The 19451-nt window shown below is 33.2% G+C and carries 20 protein-coding genes; 11 read left to right on the plus strand and 9 right to left on the minus strand.

Annotated elements, in window-relative coordinates; all coding sequences use genetic code 11:
- The first annotated feature begins 4 nt into the window (after nt 1-4).
- Nucleotides 5-208 carry a hypothetical protein gene (locus ASE40_RS18560; protein WP_057118612.1) on the plus strand — a complete coding sequence of 68 codons (204 nt, stop codon included), beginning with the start codon at nt 5-7 and terminating at the stop codon, nt 206-208.
- A 111-nt stretch (nt 209-319) separates the two neighbouring features.
- Here ASE40_RS18560 and ASE40_RS18565 read toward each other — a convergent pair whose 3' ends face one another.
- The 3 genes from ASE40_RS18565 to ASE40_RS18575 form a co-directional block, all read right to left on the minus strand.
- Nucleotides 320-1237 carry a LamG-like jellyroll fold domain-containing protein gene (locus ASE40_RS18565; protein WP_057118613.1) on the minus strand — a complete coding sequence of 306 codons (918 nt, stop codon included), beginning with the start codon at nt 1235-1237 and terminating at the stop codon, nt 320-322.
- Between the two features lie 323 nt (nt 1238-1560).
- The gene (locus ASE40_RS18570) at nt 1561-2601 is read right to left on the minus strand and encodes a PLP-dependent cysteine synthase family protein (RefSeq protein ID WP_057118614.1); all 1041 of its coding nucleotides are present in this window, start codon (nt 2599-2601) and stop codon (nt 1561-1563) included.
- Between the two features lie 71 nt (nt 2602-2672).
- Nucleotides 2673-4733 carry a S9 family peptidase gene (locus ASE40_RS18575; RefSeq protein ID WP_057118615.1) on the minus strand — a complete coding sequence of 687 codons (2061 nt, stop codon included), beginning with the start codon at nt 4731-4733 and terminating at the stop codon, nt 2673-2675.
- A 143-nt stretch (nt 4734-4876) separates the two neighbouring features.
- On the opposite strand from ASE40_RS18575, the gene ASE40_RS18580 reads away from it, so the two are divergent.
- Together ASE40_RS18580 and ASE40_RS18585 are read left to right on the plus strand one after the other, a co-directional pair.
- Nucleotides 4877-5197, plus strand: a complete 321-nt coding sequence (locus ASE40_RS18580) for a YbaB/EbfC family nucleoid-associated protein (protein WP_057118616.1) — start codon at nt 4877-4879, stop codon at nt 5195-5197.
- A 75-nt stretch (nt 5198-5272) separates the two neighbouring features.
- Complete coding sequence (locus ASE40_RS18585) at nt 5273-6199, plus strand: ankyrin repeat domain-containing protein (protein WP_057118617.1); 927 nt, start codon at nt 5273-5275, stop codon at nt 6197-6199.
- 16 nt (nt 6200-6215) lie between these two features.
- Here ASE40_RS18585 and ASE40_RS18590 read toward each other — a convergent pair whose 3' ends face one another.
- A complete protein-coding gene (locus ASE40_RS18590) occupies nt 6216-7235 on the minus strand; it encodes a threonine aldolase family protein (protein ID WP_057118618.1) in 1020 nt (339 codons plus the stop codon).
- A 151-nt stretch (nt 7236-7386) separates the two neighbouring features.
- Between ASE40_RS18590 and prfB the strand changes: the two genes are divergently transcribed.
- From prfB to hemN, 8 genes are all read left to right on the plus strand, one after another.
- Nucleotides 7387-8485 (plus strand): peptide chain release factor 2 gene (prfB, locus tag ASE40_RS18595; protein ID WP_128414998.1). Its coding sequence is split into 2 segments (ribosomal slippage): nt 7387-7449 and nt 7451-8485, totalling 1098 coding nucleotides; the frame shifts between segments, so codons are not numbered across the junction.
- Nucleotides 8486-8590: 105 nt separating this feature from the next.
- A complete protein-coding gene (gene msrB / locus ASE40_RS18600; RefSeq protein WP_057118620.1) occupies nt 8591-9037 on the plus strand; it encodes a peptide-methionine (R)-S-oxide reductase MsrB in 447 nt (148 codons plus the stop codon).
- A 330-nt stretch (nt 9038-9367) separates the two neighbouring features.
- Complete coding sequence (gene lpxD / locus ASE40_RS18605; protein WP_057118621.1) at nt 9368-10366, plus strand: UDP-3-O-(3-hydroxymyristoyl)glucosamine N-acyltransferase; 999 nt, start codon at nt 9368-9370, stop codon at nt 10364-10366.
- A gap of 418 nt (nt 10367-10784) precedes the next feature.
- Nucleotides 10785-12413, plus strand: a complete 1629-nt coding sequence (locus ASE40_RS18610; RefSeq protein WP_057118622.1) for an acyl-CoA carboxylase subunit beta — start codon at nt 10785-10787, stop codon at nt 12411-12413.
- Between the two features lie 121 nt (nt 12414-12534).
- Complete coding sequence (locus ASE40_RS18615) at nt 12535-12957, plus strand: DoxX family protein (RefSeq protein WP_057118623.1); 423 nt, start codon at nt 12535-12537, stop codon at nt 12955-12957.
- Between the two features lie 105 nt (nt 12958-13062).
- Nucleotides 13063-13410: a hypothetical protein gene (locus ASE40_RS18620; protein ID WP_057118624.1), complete on the plus strand. Its 348-nt coding sequence runs from the start codon at nt 13063-13065 to the stop codon at nt 13408-13410.
- Nucleotides 13411-13514: 104 nt separating this feature from the next.
- Nucleotides 13515-13991, plus strand: a complete 477-nt coding sequence (locus ASE40_RS18625; protein ID WP_057118625.1) for a hypothetical protein — start codon at nt 13515-13517, stop codon at nt 13989-13991.
- A 120-nt stretch (nt 13992-14111) separates the two neighbouring features.
- The gene (gene hemN, locus ASE40_RS18630; protein ID WP_057118626.1) at nt 14112-15476 is read left to right on the plus strand and encodes an oxygen-independent coproporphyrinogen III oxidase; all 1365 of its coding nucleotides are present in this window, start codon (nt 14112-14114) and stop codon (nt 15474-15476) included.
- A gap of 136 nt (nt 15477-15612) precedes the next feature.
- Here hemN and ASE40_RS18635 read toward each other — a convergent pair whose 3' ends face one another.
- The 5 genes from ASE40_RS18635 to ASE40_RS18655 form a co-directional block, all read right to left on the minus strand.
- Complete coding sequence (locus ASE40_RS18635) at nt 15613-16314, minus strand: sulfite exporter TauE/SafE family protein (RefSeq protein WP_057118627.1); 702 nt, start codon at nt 16312-16314, stop codon at nt 15613-15615.
- Nucleotides 16315-16421: 107 nt separating this feature from the next.
- Nucleotides 16422-16871 (minus strand): FixH family protein, encoded by a 450-nt coding sequence (locus tag ASE40_RS18640; protein ID WP_057118628.1) that lies wholly within the window; start codon nt 16869-16871, stop codon nt 16422-16424.
- Nucleotides 16872-16885: 14 nt separating this feature from the next.
- Entirely contained in the window at nt 16886-18304 is a 1419-nt protein-coding gene (gene ccoG, locus ASE40_RS18645; protein ID WP_057118629.1) for a cytochrome c oxidase accessory protein CcoG, read from the minus strand.
- Between the two features lie 11 nt (nt 18305-18315).
- Nucleotides 18316-19254, minus strand: coding sequence for a cbb3-type cytochrome c oxidase N-terminal domain-containing protein (locus ASE40_RS18650; RefSeq protein WP_057118630.1), 939 nt, complete (start codon nt 19252-19254; stop codon nt 18316-18318).
- Between the two features lie 2 nt (nt 19255-19256).
- Nucleotides 19257-19451: a cytochrome c oxidase subunit IV gene (locus ASE40_RS18655; protein WP_057118631.1), complete on the minus strand. Its 195-nt coding sequence runs from the start codon at nt 19449-19451 to the stop codon at nt 19257-19259.

The following is a 19451-nucleotide window of genomic DNA, read 5'->3' on the forward strand; positions in this document are numbered from 1 at the left end:
CAATATGCAGACATCGAAATACACTAAAATTGCAGTAATAGCTTTGGTACTACTATTTTTAGTCTTAAGCGTTATCAGCTGTAGTACTCATGTTCATACTACTTCGCAAGCACCAACAAGTAAAAAAATACCACCAGGACAAGCCAAAAAAGCTTCAGGAAGCAAAAGTGCAAAAGCGTATGCTCCAGGCCAGCAAAAAAAGTATTAAATGATAAAAGCCTTTTGAGATACCTCAAAAGGCTTTTTCCGTACTATTTCAAAAAATTAATTGCTTGCGCAATGTAAAAAATAACTAATATTAAAAACTAAGTAAAGACTATTATTTTGAAGTGATTTTTTTGGATGGAGCATTTGTAATTTTTAATAAATAAGTTCCCTCAGGCAAATCATTAATATTCATTGCATTGCTTCCCACTATTTTTTGACCTTGCGAATAAACCTCAATATTTTTAGTTGTTCCATTAACATCACTCGATGTTATAATTGTTCCGCCTGCCAATTTACCTGACGTCTTCCCTTTTGTTGCAACAGTTTTTGAAGTTTTCATTTCCAATGCTGGTTCTGAAGCAATTACAACAACTGGTTTTTCTTTTTCATACAATTCACTAACCTGTTCTGGCGTCAAAGCAACATCATAAATCTTTAAATCGTCTACATCTGCATTGATTCCGATAGTGGTATTAATTTCGCCCAATCTAAAAATATTTCCTTTTGTAGATCGTGTCATGCCTTCTAAATATTTTAATAACTTTCCGTCACGGTATATTCTCGATGTTGTTCCTTCATACGTAATTGTATAATTGTACCAGACATATTTTTCTAGTGGAGTAGAAACTATAACATCATTAGAAGCTCCCCAAGCAGCTAAACTTAAGTCTGAGTTAGAAGAAGCAGTTCCTTGCTGTAATAAACCACAATATTGGGCGTTATAAGCATTACCATAGCCCCAAATATAATTAGCATTAGAAATATCGTTGAATTTAACCCAAATGCTAATTGTTCTAGCGCTCTTACCTTGAGGTAGATTATCGATTACGGCTTCTAAAGCTTTATTAGTTAATCTTTGGGCTCCTTTGACCTCACCTGCTCTATCGGCAACGAAATTATCAATTCCCATAAAAGAAGTTGTATTTGCCGTATTATTCAAAGTACCATTAAAGCTAAATTCCTGAATCGGTGTTTGTGCATTTATATTTAAATAACTTACAAACAAGAATGTTAGTAGAAATTTTTTCATAATAATAGATTTTAGGGATTAAATAACTTATGTCATTTTAACACCACTAAACTAGATTATTACAAATGTGAGCGAAAATTTTTCCGACAACTTACCTAAATACTCGTTAAAATAACCAAATCTGAACATTTTAACCGTCGAAATGTATTATTAAGTTTTCAATAAGATTAGCAAAATAACACTCATTATTTAATCAACTTAATAATTTCTTACGTATAAACACGGTATTTTAACAAATAATCTTTTTCACTTCTTATTTAGAAACCATAAAAAAACTCCATTCGCAATACGAATGGAGTCTGATATTTTAAAAAAGTAGTTAATTACTTTACGAATTCAATTTTTTGAGCTTCTTCCTCGTTAACACTATCAAAGAAACCTTGTTCGTTCATCCAGTCATCGCTGAATACTTTACTCATGTAACGTGAACCGTGATCTGGGAAAATTGCAATAATGTTGCTTTCTTTTGTAAACTCACCCTCTTCTGCATATTGTTTAATTGCCTGCATTACTGCTCCAGAAGTATATCCAACAAATAAACCTTCTTTTCTAGTGATCTCTCTTGCAGAGTGAGCACTTTCTTCGTCAGTTACTTTCATGAATTTATCAATAATATCAAAATCTGTTGCCGATGGAATTAAGTTTTTACCTAAACCTTCAATACGATAAGGGTAAATCTCTTTGCTGTCAAATTCTCCTGTTTCATGGTATTTTTTTAATACTGAACCAAAAGCATCAACTCCTAGAATTCTAATATTTGGATTTTTTTCTTTTAAGAATTTAGCAGTTCCTGAGATAGTTCCTCCTGTTCCGCTGCAAGCAACTAAGTGCGTTATTTGTCCTTTTGTCTGTTCCCAGATTTCTGGACCTGTAGTGTTGTAGTGTGCATCAATATTCAATTGGTTAAAATATTGATTAATGTAGACTGATCCTTTTGTTTCTTCGTGTAAACGTTTTGCTACATTATAATATGATCTTTCATCATCTGCAGAAACGTGGGCCGGACAGACATACACTTTAGCTCCTAAACTTCGCAGCATGTCAATTTTATCTTTAGATGATTTTGAGCTTACTGCTAATATACAATTGTAACCTTTAATAATGCTTACCATCGCTAAACTAAATCCTGTATTACCAGATGTTGTCTCTATAATGGTATCTCCCGGAGAAAGAATTCCTTTTTTCTCGGCTTCTTCAATAATATATAATGCTATTCTATCTTTTGAGGAATGACCTGGGTTGAAAGCTTCTACCTTTGCGTAGAAATTTCCTTCTAACTCTTCGGTGATTTTATTTAGCTTAATAAGCGGGGTGTTACCTATTAACTCTAAAACATTATTATAAGCGGTTATTTCTTCTTTCATAAAAAAATAGTTAATCAAAGGCCTTTTTAAATTAACCTTGATAGGTTGCAAATTTAACAAAAAATTTCTAATTAGCTTTTAATTTTTTCTAAATCTAATAAAAAACTAAATTCTTTTGCTAAGTCTTTTAAAGCCTCAAAACGTCCCGAAGCCCCGCCATGACCTGCATCCATATTGGTATCTAAGAACAAAAGTTTATCATTTGTTTTTAAATCTCTCAATTTTGCAACCCATTTAGCTGGCTCCCAATATTGTACCTGCGAATCGTGTAAGCCGGTAGAAACATACATATTAGGATATTCTTGCGCTTTTACATTATCGTATGGTGAATACGATAACATATAATCGTAATATTTTTTGTTGTTTGGGTTACCCCATTCATCATACTCTCCAGTTGTAAGCGGAATACTGTCATCCAGCATCGTTGTAATTACATCTACAAAAGGCACCTGAGCTATGACTCCATTATATAATTCAGGGGCTTCATTTACAATAACTCCCATTAATAATCCGCCGGCAGATCCTCCCTCCGCATATAAATGTTCAGGAGAAGTATACTTTTGGTCTATTACAAATTTAGAGCAATCGATGAAATCTGTAAAGGTATTTTTCTTTTTTAACAGTTTTCCGTCCTCATACCATTGCCTTCCCAAGTCCTCTCCTCCTCTAATATGCGCAATAGCGTAAATAAATCCGCGGTCTAGAAGCGACAATCTTGTAGAAGAAAAATAAGTATCCATTGTAATTCCGTATGAACCATAAGCATACAGTAATAAAGGATTTTTACCATTTTTCTCCAGTCCTTTTCTGTAAACCATCGAAATTGGTACTTTTACACCATCTCTAGCCGTTGCCCAAACTCTTTCTTCTATGTAATTATTTTTATCAAATTTTCCTCCTAGAACCTCTTGTTCTTTTAAGACTTCCTTGGTTTTAGTCTTCATATTAAAATCAATTACAGAAGACGGCGTTGCCAATGACTGATAACTGTAACGTAAAATATCCGTATCAAAATCAACATTGGTTGTTGTATACGCATTGTATGTTTCGCTGCCAAAAGGAAGATAATAATCAGGCTCATCATTCCACGGCATAATTCGAATATGATTTAATCCATTCGAACGTTCTTCTACAACTAAATAGTTTTTAAAGATCTCGATATCTTCCAACAAAACATCTTCTCTATGCGGAATAAGATCTACCCAATTTTTCTTTCCGGTCTTGTTTTCAGGCGTTTTCATCAACTTAAAATTGGTCGCTTTATCCTTGTTGGTCAAAATATAAAACGAATCCTCGTAATGAGAAATACTGTATTCTAATCCGCGAACACGAGGTTGGAAAACAGTAAATTCTCCATCCGGATTATTAGAATTAAGGATTCTGTATTCTGTTGTCAAGGTACTCCCAGAACCAATAACAATGTATTTTCTTGATTTTTCTTTACTGATCGACACATTAAAAGTATCATCAACTTCATCAAAAACCAAAACATCATTTTCAGATACTGTATTTAATTTATGTTTAAAAACTTTATCTGCCCTTAGCGTTACTTGATCTTGTCGTACGTAAAAAATGGTATTGTTGTCGTTTGCCCAAACAGAAGCCCCAGTAACACTTTCTATTTTATCTGCTAAAATTTCACCTGTTTCTAAGTTTTTAATTTGAATGGTATAAATTCTTCTTCCAACAATATCTACTCCAAAACTGGCAAATTTATTGTCGGGACTAATACTTAAACCTCCTAATTTGAAATACGCATGTCCTTTTGCCATTTCGTTGCAATTGAACAGAATTTCTTCCTCTGCAGAAAGACTTCCTTTTTTTCTTGCAAAAATTGGATAATCCTGCCCTGTTTCAAAACGAGTAATGTAGAAGTATCCATTATAGAAATAAGGAACTGAAGAATCATCTTCTTTAATTCTTGCTTTCATTTCTTCAAATAGACTATCTCTTAAATTTTGAGTATGAGAAGTCATATTCTCGTAATAAGAATTCTCTTGATTTAAATAATCAATTACCTCTGGATTTTCTCTGTCGTTAAGCCAGAAATAGTTGTCAATTCTAGATTCTTTATGTTTTTTTAATGTTTTTGGAATTATTTTGGCCTTTGGAGCCGATATATCATTTTGCATTGAATTAGCATTAATTTTTAATATGAAGACGCAAAAATACTACAAACACAACAGAACAAAATTAATTTTTTCATAAAATATTCTATTGAATTAACACAGCAATATACTAATTTTGTCTGTAATAATTTAAAAAATCAACAAAAATGGATTTAATGGGAATGATGGGCAAACTTAAAGAAACCCAGCAAAAAATTGAAGATACAAAAAAGCGTTTAGATACTGTTTTGATTGATGAACAAAGCGCTGACGGATTATTGAAAATTACTATTACAGCTAGCAGAAAGATAAAATCGATCTCTATTGATGATTCTTTGTTTGAAGATAAAGAACAACTAGAAGATTATTTGATTGTTACACTAAACAAAGCAATCGAAAAAGCTACAAATGTTAACGAAAGAGAATTAGACGCAGTTGCCAGAATGGATATGCCTTCTATTCCTGGAATGGATAATTTGTTTAAATAATATTATATCAATAATGAGTTATGCAGTTATACAATCTATCAATAACTCATAACTCATTTTCTAATTAACTACAGAATGGAATTCTATAAAGATTTAACTTATTATTCCAAACTTCATTTTGAAAATGCCTTAAACATTGGCTGGATCAATGAAACTAATACATTTATAAAAGGAAAAACTCCAGACTTATTTCTTCAAAAATTAGAAGAATATATATTAGAACCATTTAATACAACTAGGGGATATTTAAAGTGTGATTTATGTAAATCTGATTCATTTAAAATTTCAATTTTAAATCAGGATATTAATTTAGGATTTTCTGAAATTAGAGTTATTAGTGAAGATGGCAAACAAAGATTTGCAGCTCCTGATATGATTTATCATTACATTAAAGATCATAACTATTCTCCTCCTATAGAGTTTATAGAAGCAGTAATAAATGGTCCAAAACCAAATTCTAAAAAATATCAAAGATTTATTAAAAGATATAAGAAAGAATTTCTTTGGGGAGAAGACGAAGAGACTGTAAAAACTACTCTAGAAATTGAAAACAAAATACTATCAAATAATATCACAGCAGAAAAAATACTAAGTAAAAATCCAAATTTTATAAACTTAGTCACAAAAAATGGATCATTATTGAATGTTGCTATAAAGGCAAAAAATTTAAAATTAGCTCTGTTTTTATTAAAACAGAATCTAGATATTAATAAATTTAATGGTATTGAATTAACCTCAGCAATTGATGTTTTTGAGAACCATTTAATAGAATTTTTAATATCAAAAGGCATTAAAATTGATTTAACAACATGGTCAAATCCTTTATTTAAAGCAATTAGTATTGGAAATATTGATGCTGTCGAAATTTTAATCAAAAACGGAATTGATTATCAAATTGAATATTCAAATCCCTATGTCAAAAATATGAACGCCATTAAATTTGCTGCTTATTGTAAAAAAGACGATATCGCAAACTTCTTAAAAAACATATCAGTCAAATAGAGTTTGCACCTTTCTCCTAAAACTTCGAAAGCGTTTCCAACACATAAGTATGCATTACTTCTTTGTAATCTAAATGCGTAACAATTCTAAGTTTATTATGTCCTAATGAACTTATTAATATATTTTTTTGTTTTAATTTTTCAATTAATAATTGATCGCTGTAACCTTCGGCTAACGAAAAAATTAAAATATTAGTTTCTACAGGTTCAATAGATGCAATCCAAGGTTTAGTACTTAAGATTTTCGCAATTTCTTTAGCTCTGCGATGATCTTCTGCCAGTCTTTCGATATTATGAGCCAAAGCATATAATCCAGCTGCCGCTAAATAACCCACTTGACGCATTCCACCACCTAATATCTTTCTGATTCTCAACGCCCTATGAATATCAGCTTTACTACCCAATAAAACTGAACCTATCGGAGCGCCTAAACCTTTAGATAAACAAACTGAAATAGTGTCAAAAATAGCCCCAAATTCCCTAGGATTTTGTCTTTTGGCAACCAATGCATTCCAGATTCTGGCGCCGTCCATGTGAAATTTCAAATTATTGGCATCACAAACCTTTTTGATCTCTCTTAAATCTTCTAATTCGTAACAGGCTCCGCCTCCTTTATTCGTAGTGTTTTCAACACAAACCAAACTTGTTAACGGGCTATGATAAAACTCAGGATCGTTTATTGCTGCTTTAACTTGTGCTGCTGTAATCATACCGCGGTTTCCATCCAATAAGCAACAAGAAACACCACTATTAAAAGACACACCTCCACCTTCATAATGGTAAACGTGCGCATATTTATCAGCAATTAACTGCTCTCCTGGTTGTGTATGCAGTTTAATAGCAGTTTGATTTGCCATAGTTCCAGACGGAAAGAAAAGTCCAGCTTCCATACCAAAAAATTCTGCAGTTCTATTTTCCAATTCAATCACCGTAGGGTCCTGTTTGTATACATCATCGCCAACATGAGCGTTAAACATATACTGCAGCATTTCATAAGTAGGCTTTGTTATGGTATCGCTGATTAAATTTATTTCCATATTCTAAAAACTATATCTTATTTTTGTATGCAAAATTACGTATTACAAATAGTTATTCTGAGCAAGTTTCAGTAAAATTTAACTTGCTAGTTTCTATAGACCAAATTAACGTAATAATTCTAAAAAACATATAAAACCAATTAATTAATTTATGACAACAGCCGAACAAGTAAAAGGTATTGTGGAGCGCCTTGGTGCGTTGAGGAGGTATCTTTGACGTTGATGCCAAACTAATCGAAATTGCAAACGAAGAAGAAAAAACTTTTGCACCAGATTTCTGGAACAACCCGAAGGAAGCCGAAAACATTGTAAAAAATCTTCGAAACAAGAAAAAATGGATTGAAGATTATGACAAAGCCGTATCGCTTACAGATGAATTACAGCTGGCTTATGATTTTTATAAAGAAGGCGAACTTTCTGTCGAAGAATTAGATGAACAATACAATACTGCACAATCGCATATTGAAAACATCGAATTTAAAAATATGCTTTCTGATGAAGGTGACAGCTTAAGTGCTGTAGTACAAATTACTGCAGGAGCCGGCGGAACTGAAAGCTGTGACTGGGCAGGAATGCTGATGCGTATGTACATGATGTGGGGAGAAAGTTATGGTTACAAAATAAAAGAACTTAACTTTCAAGAAGGTGATGTTGCTGGAATTAAAACAGTAACGTTAGAATTTGAGGGAGATTATTCTTTTGGGTATCTAAAAGGCGAAAATGGTGTTCACCGATTGGTTCGAATTTCTCCTTTTGACAGTAACGCTAAACGTCACACTTCATTTGTATCTGTATATGTTTATCCGCTTGTTGATGATAGTATCGAAATTGACATTAATCCTGCCGATATTGAAATCACAACTTCTCGCTCAAGTGGTGCTGGAGGACAGAACGTAAATAAGGTGGAAACGAAAGTTCAATTGGTTCACAAACCAACTGGAATTCAGATTCAGTGTTCTGAAACGAGATCTCAACAAGATAACAGACAGCGTGCTATGCAGATGCTTCGTTCTCAATTGTATGAAATCGAATTGAAGAAACAACAAGCACAGCGTGCCGATATCGAAGCTGGAAAAATGAAAATTGAATGGGGCTCACAGATTCGTAACTACGTTATGCAGCCTTATAAATTAGTAAAAGACGTTCGTACTGGTTACGAAACCAGCGATGTTGACGGTGTAATGAACGGAAATATTGATGCATTTCTTAAAGCCTATCTAATGATGATGGGACAGAAAGAGGAAGAGTAAAGTTTTTCAGTCGCAGTAAACTTGAAACTTGAAACCTGAAACTTGAAACCTGAAACTTGAAACCTGAAACCTGAAACTTTAAACGTGAAACTAAAAAAACAAATTATGATAAAATGGGCAGATGTAATTCATTTTACAAATAAAGGAAATCCAACTCCTGATAAAAGAGTTGAGAAAACGGAGGAAGAATGGAAACAAATTTTAACTCCAGAAGAATTTCAGGTGACACGTTTAAAAGGAACCGAAAGATCTTTTAGTTCTGAATTATGCAGTTTGTTTGATCCTGGAATTTACGAGTGCAAATGCTGTGGAACGGTTCTTTTTGATGCCAGCGAAAAATTCGAATCTGGAACAGGATGGCCTTCTTTTACACAGCCTGTAAAAGAAAGCGTCGTTGGTTACCACGCCGATAAATCATACGGAATGATTCGTGTTGAAGTGAGATGTAATGTATGTGATGCGCATTTAGGACACGTTTTTCCAGACGGACCGCCTCCAAGTGGTTTACGATACTGCATTAATGCCGTTTCACTATCAAAAATCAAAGAATAAATTACAAAAGCGATTCCTTTTTAGAGTGAATCGCTTTTTTTTAATCATCACTCAGTTAAACAATTAACAGATCAAATGTAAGTGAGTACTTATCAATTAAATATTTTTTTTCTGAATAGGCTATTTATGATCAATTCAATCTAAAAACATAGCTACAGTTTACTTAAACATTAAAAAACATTCAGTAATTTAATAGTTAAAATGTTAATTTTGTAATATTTAGACTTCTATTTTAAATATTTATTAAGAAACTTAAAAATTTTATTAGGTAATTAAAATGTAATTCAGTTTATTTGGCAAAAATTAATCCCCTAGTCTATTAAACTGTCAATGAGATCGTATTCAATTCAAGAAATTAATGAAGTAATTAATGGCGTAATTTACGGCACTACTTCACAAAGCATAACCGCAACAGAACAATTAGAAAAAGCTACAACTTCAGAAATTTCTTTTATAGGAAATAAAAAATACGAAAAATACTGGTCGACATCAAATGCATCAATTGCGGTAGTTAATGAAGACATTTCGATCGAACCTGGTGAAAATCGCGCTTTTATTAAAGTAAAAAATGCCGATTTGGCCATGTCACAAATTCTTGCCCTTTTTGCCCCTCCCACTCCTATTTTCCATAACAATATTCACAGAACTGCGACTATTGACGAAACAGCTATAATTGGAGAAGGCGCTAAAATTGGTGCCGGATGTTATATTGGCCCAAAAGTAGAAATTGGTGCCCATGCAACTATTTATCCAAATGTGACTATTTTGGACGAATGTACTGTCGGAAAAAACACCATTATTTGGTCTGGAACAGTTGTACGTGAACGCTGCCATATAGGAAGCGACTGTATCATTCATCCAAATGCAACAATTGGCGCAGATGGTTTTGGATTTCGTCCTTGTACTGAAAAAGGTTTAGTGAAAATTCCACAAATTGGAAATGTTATTATTGGCAACGGAGTTGAAATTGGAGCAAATTCTTGCGTTGACCGCGGTAAATTTAGTTCTACAGTTCTGGGAGATGGCTGCAAAATTGATAATTTAGTGCAGATTGGACATAACAGCAAGTTAGGTAAGTTCTGTATAATGGCAGGAAACAGCGGTTTGGCGGGTTCTGTAACTTTAGGAAATGGCGTTATTATTGGCGGAAGCGCTTCCATAAAAGACCACACAACTATTGGAGACGGAGCTATCGTTGGTGCTGGATCTGGCGTTATAGGTGATGTCCCAGCAGGAAAAACAATGCTTGGTTATCCAGCTGTTGAAGCGCGTGATGCTTTAAAACAATGGGCAACACTAAAGAGAATGGCTTGTGCTATTAAAAAATAAATTAAACATTACATATATAAAAAAACATCCGCTATAACGGATGTTTTTTCATTTTATAAAGCTTCAAATTTAAAATCTATATTTTTGAATTAATCTTAAAAGAAAAATTTACCACGGAGAATGCAAAGTTTTTTAATACTTAGGTATAATATAAACACAAAGTCCACAAAGCTTTGCGGGCTTAGATAGTGTAAAACAACTCAAATCTTAGTGAACTCTGCGAAAACCTTTGTCCCCTCTGCGTTAAAATATTTTACGACTATGCTGCTTTTAATTTTTCTATATAACATTTAGAGTTAATCTTTACTTGTATGCGAAATGAAAGTTAAATGCCCTTTCTTAATTCATAAAGCAACCCTTTTATTTCAATTGATTTTGTAAATTAGCCAACACTATTTTACAAAATCAATACAATATTATGGATTTAAACTTCAATAAAAACGAAGATCACAATAAACTGCTCCTTTCTGAATTAAAACAAAAATTTGCCAAAGTAAAATTAGGCGGAGGCGAAAAAAGAATCGAAAAATTGCATTCTGAAGGCAAAATGACAGCCCGTGAAAGGATTGCATATTTATTGGATGAAAATGCAAAAAGTATTGAAATTGGCGGTTTTGCAGGCGAAGGAATGTATGCAGAACATGGCGGATGCCCTTCGGGAGGCGTTGTCGTAAAAATTGGATACATCAAAGGAAAACAATGTATTGTGGTTGCCAATGATGCGACAGTAAAAGCTGGAGCATGGTTTCCGATTACAGGAAAGAAAAACCTACGCGCACAGGAAATTGCAATGGAAAACAGACTTCCTATTATTTATTTGGTAGACAGCGCGGGCGTTTATCTTCCAATGCAGGATGAAATTTTTCCAGATAAAGAACACTTCGGCCGCATTTTTAGAAATAATGCTCAAATGAGCAGTATGGGTATCACGCAGATTGCCGCCGTAATGGGAAGCTGTGTTGCGGGAGGTGCCTATCTTCCTATCATGAGCGATGAGGCATTAATTGTAGATAAAACCGGAAGTATTTTCCTTGCCGGAAGTTATTTGGTAAAAGCGGCAATTGGAGAAACTATTGACAACGAGACTTTAGGCGGAGCGACAACGCATTGTGAAATTTCTGGAGTAACCGATTATAAGGCTAAAGACGACAAAGATGCTTTAGATAAAATCAAAAATATAGTAGACAAAATTGGTGATTATGATAAAGCTGGTTTCAGCCGAATTAAAGCTGAAAAACCTGCTTTAGATCCAAACGAAATCTACGGAATCCTTCCGAAAGCAAGATCTGAACAATATGATATGATGGAAATTATCAAACGTTTAGTTGATAATTCAGAATTTGAAGCGTATAAAGATGGCTACGGTCAATCGCTTATTACAGGCTACGCCAGAATAGACGGCTGGGCGGTTGGTATCGTTGCTAACCAGCGAAAAGTGGTAAAAACCAAAAAAGGAGAAATGCAGTTTGGCGGTGTTATATATTCTGACAGTGCCGATAAAGCTACTCGTTTTATTGCCAATTGCAACCAGAAAAAAATTCCATTGGTGTTTTTACAAGATGTAACAGGTTTTATGGTCGGTTCTAAATCAGAGCATGGCGGCATTATAAAAGACGGCGCCAAGATGGTAAACGCCGTAAGTAATTCTGTCGTTCCTAAATTTACAGTTATTGTCGGAAATTCTTATGGCGCAGGAAATTATGCCATGTGCGGAAAAGCGTATGATCCTCGATTAATATTTGCCTGGCCAAGTGCAGAACTTGCCGTTATGGGCGGAACACAAGCGGCAAAAGTATTGGCACAAATTGAAGCTTCTTCGCTAAAAGCAAAAGGAGAATTGGTAGACGAACAAAAAGAAACAGAATTATTCAATAAAATAAAAGCACGCTACGACGAGCAAACTTCGCCTTACTATGCAGCAGCAAGACTTTGGACAGATGCCATAATTGATCCTTTAGAAACTCGTAATTGGATTTCTTTAGGTATCGAAGCAGCAAACCATGCCCCTATTCAAAAACCATTTAATTTGGGTGTAATTCAGGTGTAGTAATTTAAGAATTCTCAAAACACGTTAAAAAAATAGTAAAAAACTCAATTTCAAGCTGTTAAAAATAAATATCATACTAAAATTTAGTAACTTAGTATATAATTTTTAATCACACAGCATCATGGAAAATGTAAAAAGTTTAAATAAATGGGCGAATTCGCACACTTATTTACCAGTTGATTTAGTACGTATTGTTTTGGGTGGATTTTTATTTATGAAAGGTGTATCATTTGTCACCAATATTCAATACCTGCATGATTTAATTTCCCCGATAGATAAATTTGGCGGAGGTATGTTTATGCTGCATTACATTGCTCCTGCACATATGATTGGCGGTATCATGATTATTTTTGGATTACTAACGCGTTGGGCAATTGCAGCTCAATTACCAATATTATTTGGTGCAGTTCTCATCAATTTCATGGGACAAATGCACTCTGAAAGTTTAATTTTAGCTGTTGTCGTTTTATTAATCTGCATCTTCTTCTTATTTTACGGAAGCGGCAAACATTCTGCAGATTATTATTTTAAAATGCAGCAATAACTTAAATCCTCAGCTTTTTACAGAAAAAGGTTGAGGATTAGTTTTGAGTGTTAATTAATTCTATAAAATTTCTTTAATTGTGTTTTATGACTTAAATTCGCCGACATGAATTGGATTCGTAAAACCGTTATTTGTATTGCACTTTTGATTGCAGGTTTGTTTGCTTATCAGGCGGACACAGCTTCTGTGCATATAATTGAAACGCAAAAAACAGATTCAAATTTCTGCAAAGACATCACAGATTCTTCTGCATTTATTCAGCCTCAGGGAAGTTATCAGTTTGCAGCAAACATCAAAACAAATCCTTCTGGAATTCTAAAATGTTTTGAGTCTCTATTACCGCTTATCCCACAGCATCAAACTGTTACAAATACTACCGTATATACTAAAATTTTTACAACTCAAAGTAAAAAAGTCTTAGTTATACTCTATGCTTTCCATTTTTTCTGGTAAATAAATACTTGATTTCACCTGAAGATTTATTCTTCAATTACAACTAGACCGTTTTCTATTTGAAAACTGTTTTGTACATCATTTATTTATTTCATTAAAACATTATGGAAACTACTACAACAATAATGGGTATTGTGATTTTAATTATTGTCGCAATTCCAGTATATTTTTCTGCCCGCACAAGTGCTGCGAGTAAATCAAGAATTTTGAATATTAAAAAGCGTTTTAATCCATCAAATCCGGAAAGTTTTGATTTGACAGAATCGATCAACAATAAAACATTAACGCTGGATCAAAAAAACAACAAATTCATTCTAATGAATTTCAATCCGAATCAGCAAGAATCAACTTTTGTCGATTTAAACACAATTGCTTCCTGCAAGCTGGTTCCAACAACAGATGGAAATTCAGACACCATTATTAAAATTGATTTTGAATTTCAAGATAAAGAAACATCCAAAAAAATAATAATTCCATTCTATGATTTTGATGATGACCGCATCAAACAGATAAGCGTTTATCAAGATCATCAGTTTGCAAAAAAATGGCATAAAATCATCCAAGATTCTATTTCACGTTAGTTATTTAATTCAGTAAAGAGGCTCAAATTTTGAGTCTCTTTTTTTTGTTTGTTACATGATATTTGTCATTTTATGTCTATCAGTGATGTTTTAATTTTGATGTAAACTAAATCCGTCATTATGAAAATCTCTTTGACTCAAAAGTACAATGTCCCAGGTCCAAGATATACCAGCTATCCGACAGTTCCGTATTGGAATGAAGCTGCGTTTACAACAGAAAAATGGATCACTTCTTTACAAAAATCCTTTTCGGAAAGTAATTCAAAGAACGGAATTAGTTTATACATTCACTTACCTTTTTGCGAAAGCATGTGCACTTTCTGCGGATGCAACAAGCGTATTACAAAAAATCATTCTGTTGAAGAAACGTATATAAAAGCACTTTTAAAAGAATGGAGTTTATATTGTAAAGTATTACCAGAGAGACCCGTAGTTAAAGAAATACACTTAGGCGGCGGAACACCCACCTTTTTTTCAAAAGAAAATCTAGAGCATCTTATAAACGGAATTTTCAGTTATGCTGTAAAAGCAGAAAATCATGAATTTAGTTTTGAAGGACATCCCAACAATACCACTTATGAACAGCTTAAAAAATTATATGATTTAGGCTTTCGCCGAGTAAGTTTTGGGGTTCAGGATTATTCTGCTAAAGTGCAAAAGGCTATAAATAGAATTCAGCCTTTTCATAATGTTGCCAAAGTAACATTTTGGGCAAAAGAAATTGGTTACACCTCAATTGGTCATGATATAATATTTGGTCTTCCTTTTCAAACTGTTGAAGATGTAATTGATACAGTTGAAAAAACAAATTCTCTAAAACCAGATCGCTTAGCTTTTTACAGCTATGCTCATGTGCCTTGGATAAAAGGAAATGGACAACGCGGTTTTAATGATGAAAATCTCCCAAGAGATGCCGAAAAAAGAAAACTGTATGAAATTGGCAAACAGCTTTTAACTATAAATGGTTATCACGAAATTGGAATGGATCATTTTGCATTAGAAAGTGACAATTTGTACAAAGCGGCACACAATGGTAATCTTCATCGTAATTTTATGGGCTATGGTGCTTCTAAAACTCAGGTTATGATTGGTTTGGGAGTTTCTTCTATTAGCGACAGCTGGTATAGTTTTGCACAGAACACTAAAAATCTAGAAGATTATTATCAATTATTAGAATGGGATAAATTGCCTGTTGTAAAAGGTCATATTTTAAATGATGAGGATCTAATCATTAGAAAACACATTCTAAATTTAACTTGTGAATTAGAGACTTCCTGGACAAAAGATTTTTTAAATTTTGCAGAACTTCCAGAAGTTTTAACTGCTTTGAAAGAAATAGAAAATGACGGTTTGATTGTTATTGAAGATAATAAAATCAAGATTACGGAAGAAGGAAGACCTTTTGTGCGTAATATTTGTATGGCTTTTGATTTACATTTAAAAAGAAAATCACCAGAAACTAATTTGTTTTCAATGACTGTGTAGTTACAAAAATATTAAACACAAAGGAACATAGTTTTTAGTGCTAATAAAGAAGATAAAGCGAAATACATTTCCAGCACATAACTAAAGTGACATCGAAATTTTTATGTGCCTAAAATTGCATCCATCTTTGATTATCCTAATGACAGTTTGGAGTCTGCTGTACAAATAAATTCATATTAGAAGGAGAAATATACGGAATTCCCAATCCTAATCCTCTAAGGATAAATAAAACTCCAATTATCACCGCAACATACGGAATTGCTTTTTGAATTTTATTTCTAAATGGTAATTTCAACAACGTATTTACAAATACTACGATCGTCATTAGCGGTATAGTTCCTATGCCGAATAACAACATGTAAAAAACTCCATAAGAAGCGCTTTGCATCGCAATTGCTCCAAATAAGGCAACATAAACCATTCCGCATGGCAAGAAACCATTTAATAGTCCAATTGTAAAAAGAGATTTGTAACTTTTGTTTTTAAATTGACTCCCTAAGTTGGTTTTAATTTTAGAGATAATTTTATAGACTGGTTTAGAAAAATTATACTCGGCAAATTTTTTCTCTGGAATTAAAACAACGATAATCATAATTACACCTATAATTATTGACATTTTTTGCTGTAATCCAGCTAGGAAAAAACCTCTTCCTAATAATCCAAAAATCAGTCCGATCGTGGCATAAGCTGTTAAACGACCTAAATGATAGGTCATAATCTGAGTCACTTTTTTTGCTTCATTTTGTCTGTCTACAGGAAGCATCATAGCAATGGGTCCGCACATTCCAACGCAATGCAGACTACTGATGAGACCTAAAAAGAAAGCTGAGAATAACATCTTTATTGAATTTTATGGCGCAATTATTAATTTTCATGTATCCCGATTGGATACTTTTTTATATGATATATCTTTTCTACCAATTAAATGTTCATAGCGGAGCATTATTAATTTACGTAGATAACTTCTTTGCTTAAATATTTTTTGCCTTCGTACTGCCATTCCATATTGACATCCCAGCGGCCTTTTATTAATTTTTTCTGCGGAATAATCAATTCTGAATTGGTTAAGGCAATCTGAGTATTAAAATCAAATTTTTTGTTTGAAGGTCTGTATAGCAGAATATTGCCTTTTACTTTATTACTTTCAAATCCAGTAGGAAAAGTTACTGCTACACCATTATCTGTATATTTGATTGATGGCTTATGCTGCAAATCATGCGCATTTTGAATTCGGGCCATTTCCTCCTGAAAATGAGTATCATGTTTGTAATATTCCTCGACAACCAAATCATTATCGTATTTAGAATTTGATTGTACTTCAAAAACAAAATATAAAATAAACGTCATAAACAATCCAAATGCAATGACAATTCCGGTACCCCAATTAATTTTCATACTATTTAATTTTTTTAATTAAAACTGCGTGGTCCTAAGAAATTTGTAGTTGTTGTTTCTATGAGTTCAGAACCATTATAAACTCCTATTTTTACTTTTGTTTTATCGCTTTCCAATAAAACTTCATTTATTTCGATGAATATTGTTCCTTGAGAAATTCCTTCTTTAGCAACTTTAAAATGCTGTTTTCCAACATTTTTAATTTCTCCTTTTTGATCGATTAATTCGAAATGAATATCGTTGTAATCTTTCATTGTTTTGTTTACAATTTTATACGTGTAAACATTACTGATTTTATCTCCTTTATGCTGGAAAAGCTGTCCTGGCAAACGTAAAACAACTGCCTGAACATTAGTTCTTAAAAACAACATCCCAACAAAAATGCTCAACAAAATAAATAGGACTGCTGTATAACCTTTCATTCTTGCAGTGAATTTGAAAGGTTCTTTTTTAGCAATTTCATCTTCAGAAGCATAACGAATAAGGCCTTTTGGCAAACCTACTGAATCCATTATATGGTCGCATTCATCAATACAAGCTGTACAATTTGTACATTCTAACTGCGTTCCATTTCTAATGTCTATTCCCATTGGACAGACGTGAACACATTGAAAACAGTCGATACAGTCTCCTTTTCCATTTAAAACCCTATCTTCTTTTTTATTAAATTTCGCTCTGCCTTCTTCTTTTTCACCTCTAACGAAATCATACGCCACATTGATTGATTTATTATCTAAAAGAACACCTTGCAGTCTTCCGTAAGGACAAGCAATAATGCATACTTGTTCGCGAAACCAGACAAAAACAAAATAGAAAACTCCAGTAAAAATAAGAAGTGCAATAAAATTACTCGCCTGCTGAATTGGACCTTGCTCAATCATCAAAAAAAGAGCGTCACTTCCAACCAAATACGCTAGGAAAACATTCGCGATACCAAAAGAAATCAGAAAGAAAATTGTCCACTTGGTTAATCTTTTTCTAATTTTTTCCGCATTCCATTCCTGTCTTGCTAAACGTGACTGCGAACCGCGGTCTCCATCTATCCAATATTCGATACGACGGAAAACCATTTCAAGAAAAATGGTCTGCGGGCAAATCCAGCCACAAAATATCCGGCCGAAAACAACTGTAAATAAAATTACAAATACAACGCCGACAAGCATTGATATTACGAAGAGGTAAAAATCCTGAGGCCAAAAAGGGAATCCAAAAATATTAAAACGACGTTCCATTATATTGAACATCATAAACTGATTCCCATTTACCTTAATAAACGGATTTATGACTAAAACTGACAATAAAATATAGCTGACAATTTTTCTGTAATTGTAAAATTTACCAGACGGTTTCTTTGGGAAAATAAATTTCCGTTTACCAACTTCATCTATAGTTCCAATGGTATCTCTAAAAGCTTCGTCTGGTAAATTTGACATGGTATTATTTTTTATTTTTTAATTGCTGCAGTTTCTATTGATGCACTTGCTGGAGCATCTTTAGCTGGAGCACTATCATCAACCCAAATTTCTCCATCGGGAGCTTTTGGATCTTTAGGATTACTTCCTTGAAGAGACAAGATATAACTAGCTACTTTTTGAATTTCTTTTGGTTTCAGAGTTCCTTTCCATGCAATCATTCCTTTTCCGTCTCGGCCTCCATTTGTAATTGTGTGGAATAAGTTTTTAATTCCGCCTCCTAAAATCCAGTGATTATCTGTTAAGTTTGGACCAATCTGTCCTCCTGCATCTGCTCTGTGGCACGCTGCACAATTGGTTGTAAAGATTTCTTTTCCAGCAGCTAAACTTGGCTCATCAGTAAGTAAAACAACTGTTTTTTCATCCATTAAATCTGGTGCTGTTTTTAAATATTCTTCAACATCAATTTTTGCCTGAGCCATTTCTTTTTTCAACTCCATTTCTTGATTGTCGGCTCCGAGAACTTCGTAACGAACGACATAGATTACTCCAAAAATGATACAGATGTAGAATAAATATACCCACCATGGCGGTAAATTATTATCAAGTTCCTTGATTCCATCATAATCATGATCCATCAGCAGCTCGCCTTCTTTTTCAATTGGTGAGGTTTTGGTCAATTTTTGCATTAGGTTTTTAAACCAAGTGCTTTCTTTTAAACTTAAACTTTCTTCATGATCTAATTTTGCTTTTTCTTCTGGTGATAATAATTGATACATCACTCGGTTAACAGCACTTAATGTTATTTCAATTGCAATTAAAATAAATAAGAATACAAACAAAAAGAGTGATACCATCGGATATTTTATAAAAGCAGGTCTATCGCCTGAGTCTATAAAATATTCCATCAAAGCAAATACGATGAAGAAAATCAACGGTACTCTAACATATACTGGGAAAAACTTTTTCATTTTTATCTATCTTTTGTAATTACAACAAGTCCTTCATCTAAAGGTATACTACTCATTTCCTGAATTTTGTCTTTTCTATAAGAGAACACCCAAAAGCCTAATCCTACGAAAAAGAAGAAGAAAATCAAGAGGGAAAGAATCGGGTAAATTTCTATACCCGATATTGTTTCCATATTGTGTTTTATTTGTTCGAACAT

The organism is Flavobacterium sp. Root935, from assembly GCF_001429295.1.
In the GTDB taxonomy this organism is placed as follows: Bacteria; Bacteroidota; Bacteroidia; order Flavobacteriales; family Flavobacteriaceae; genus Flavobacterium.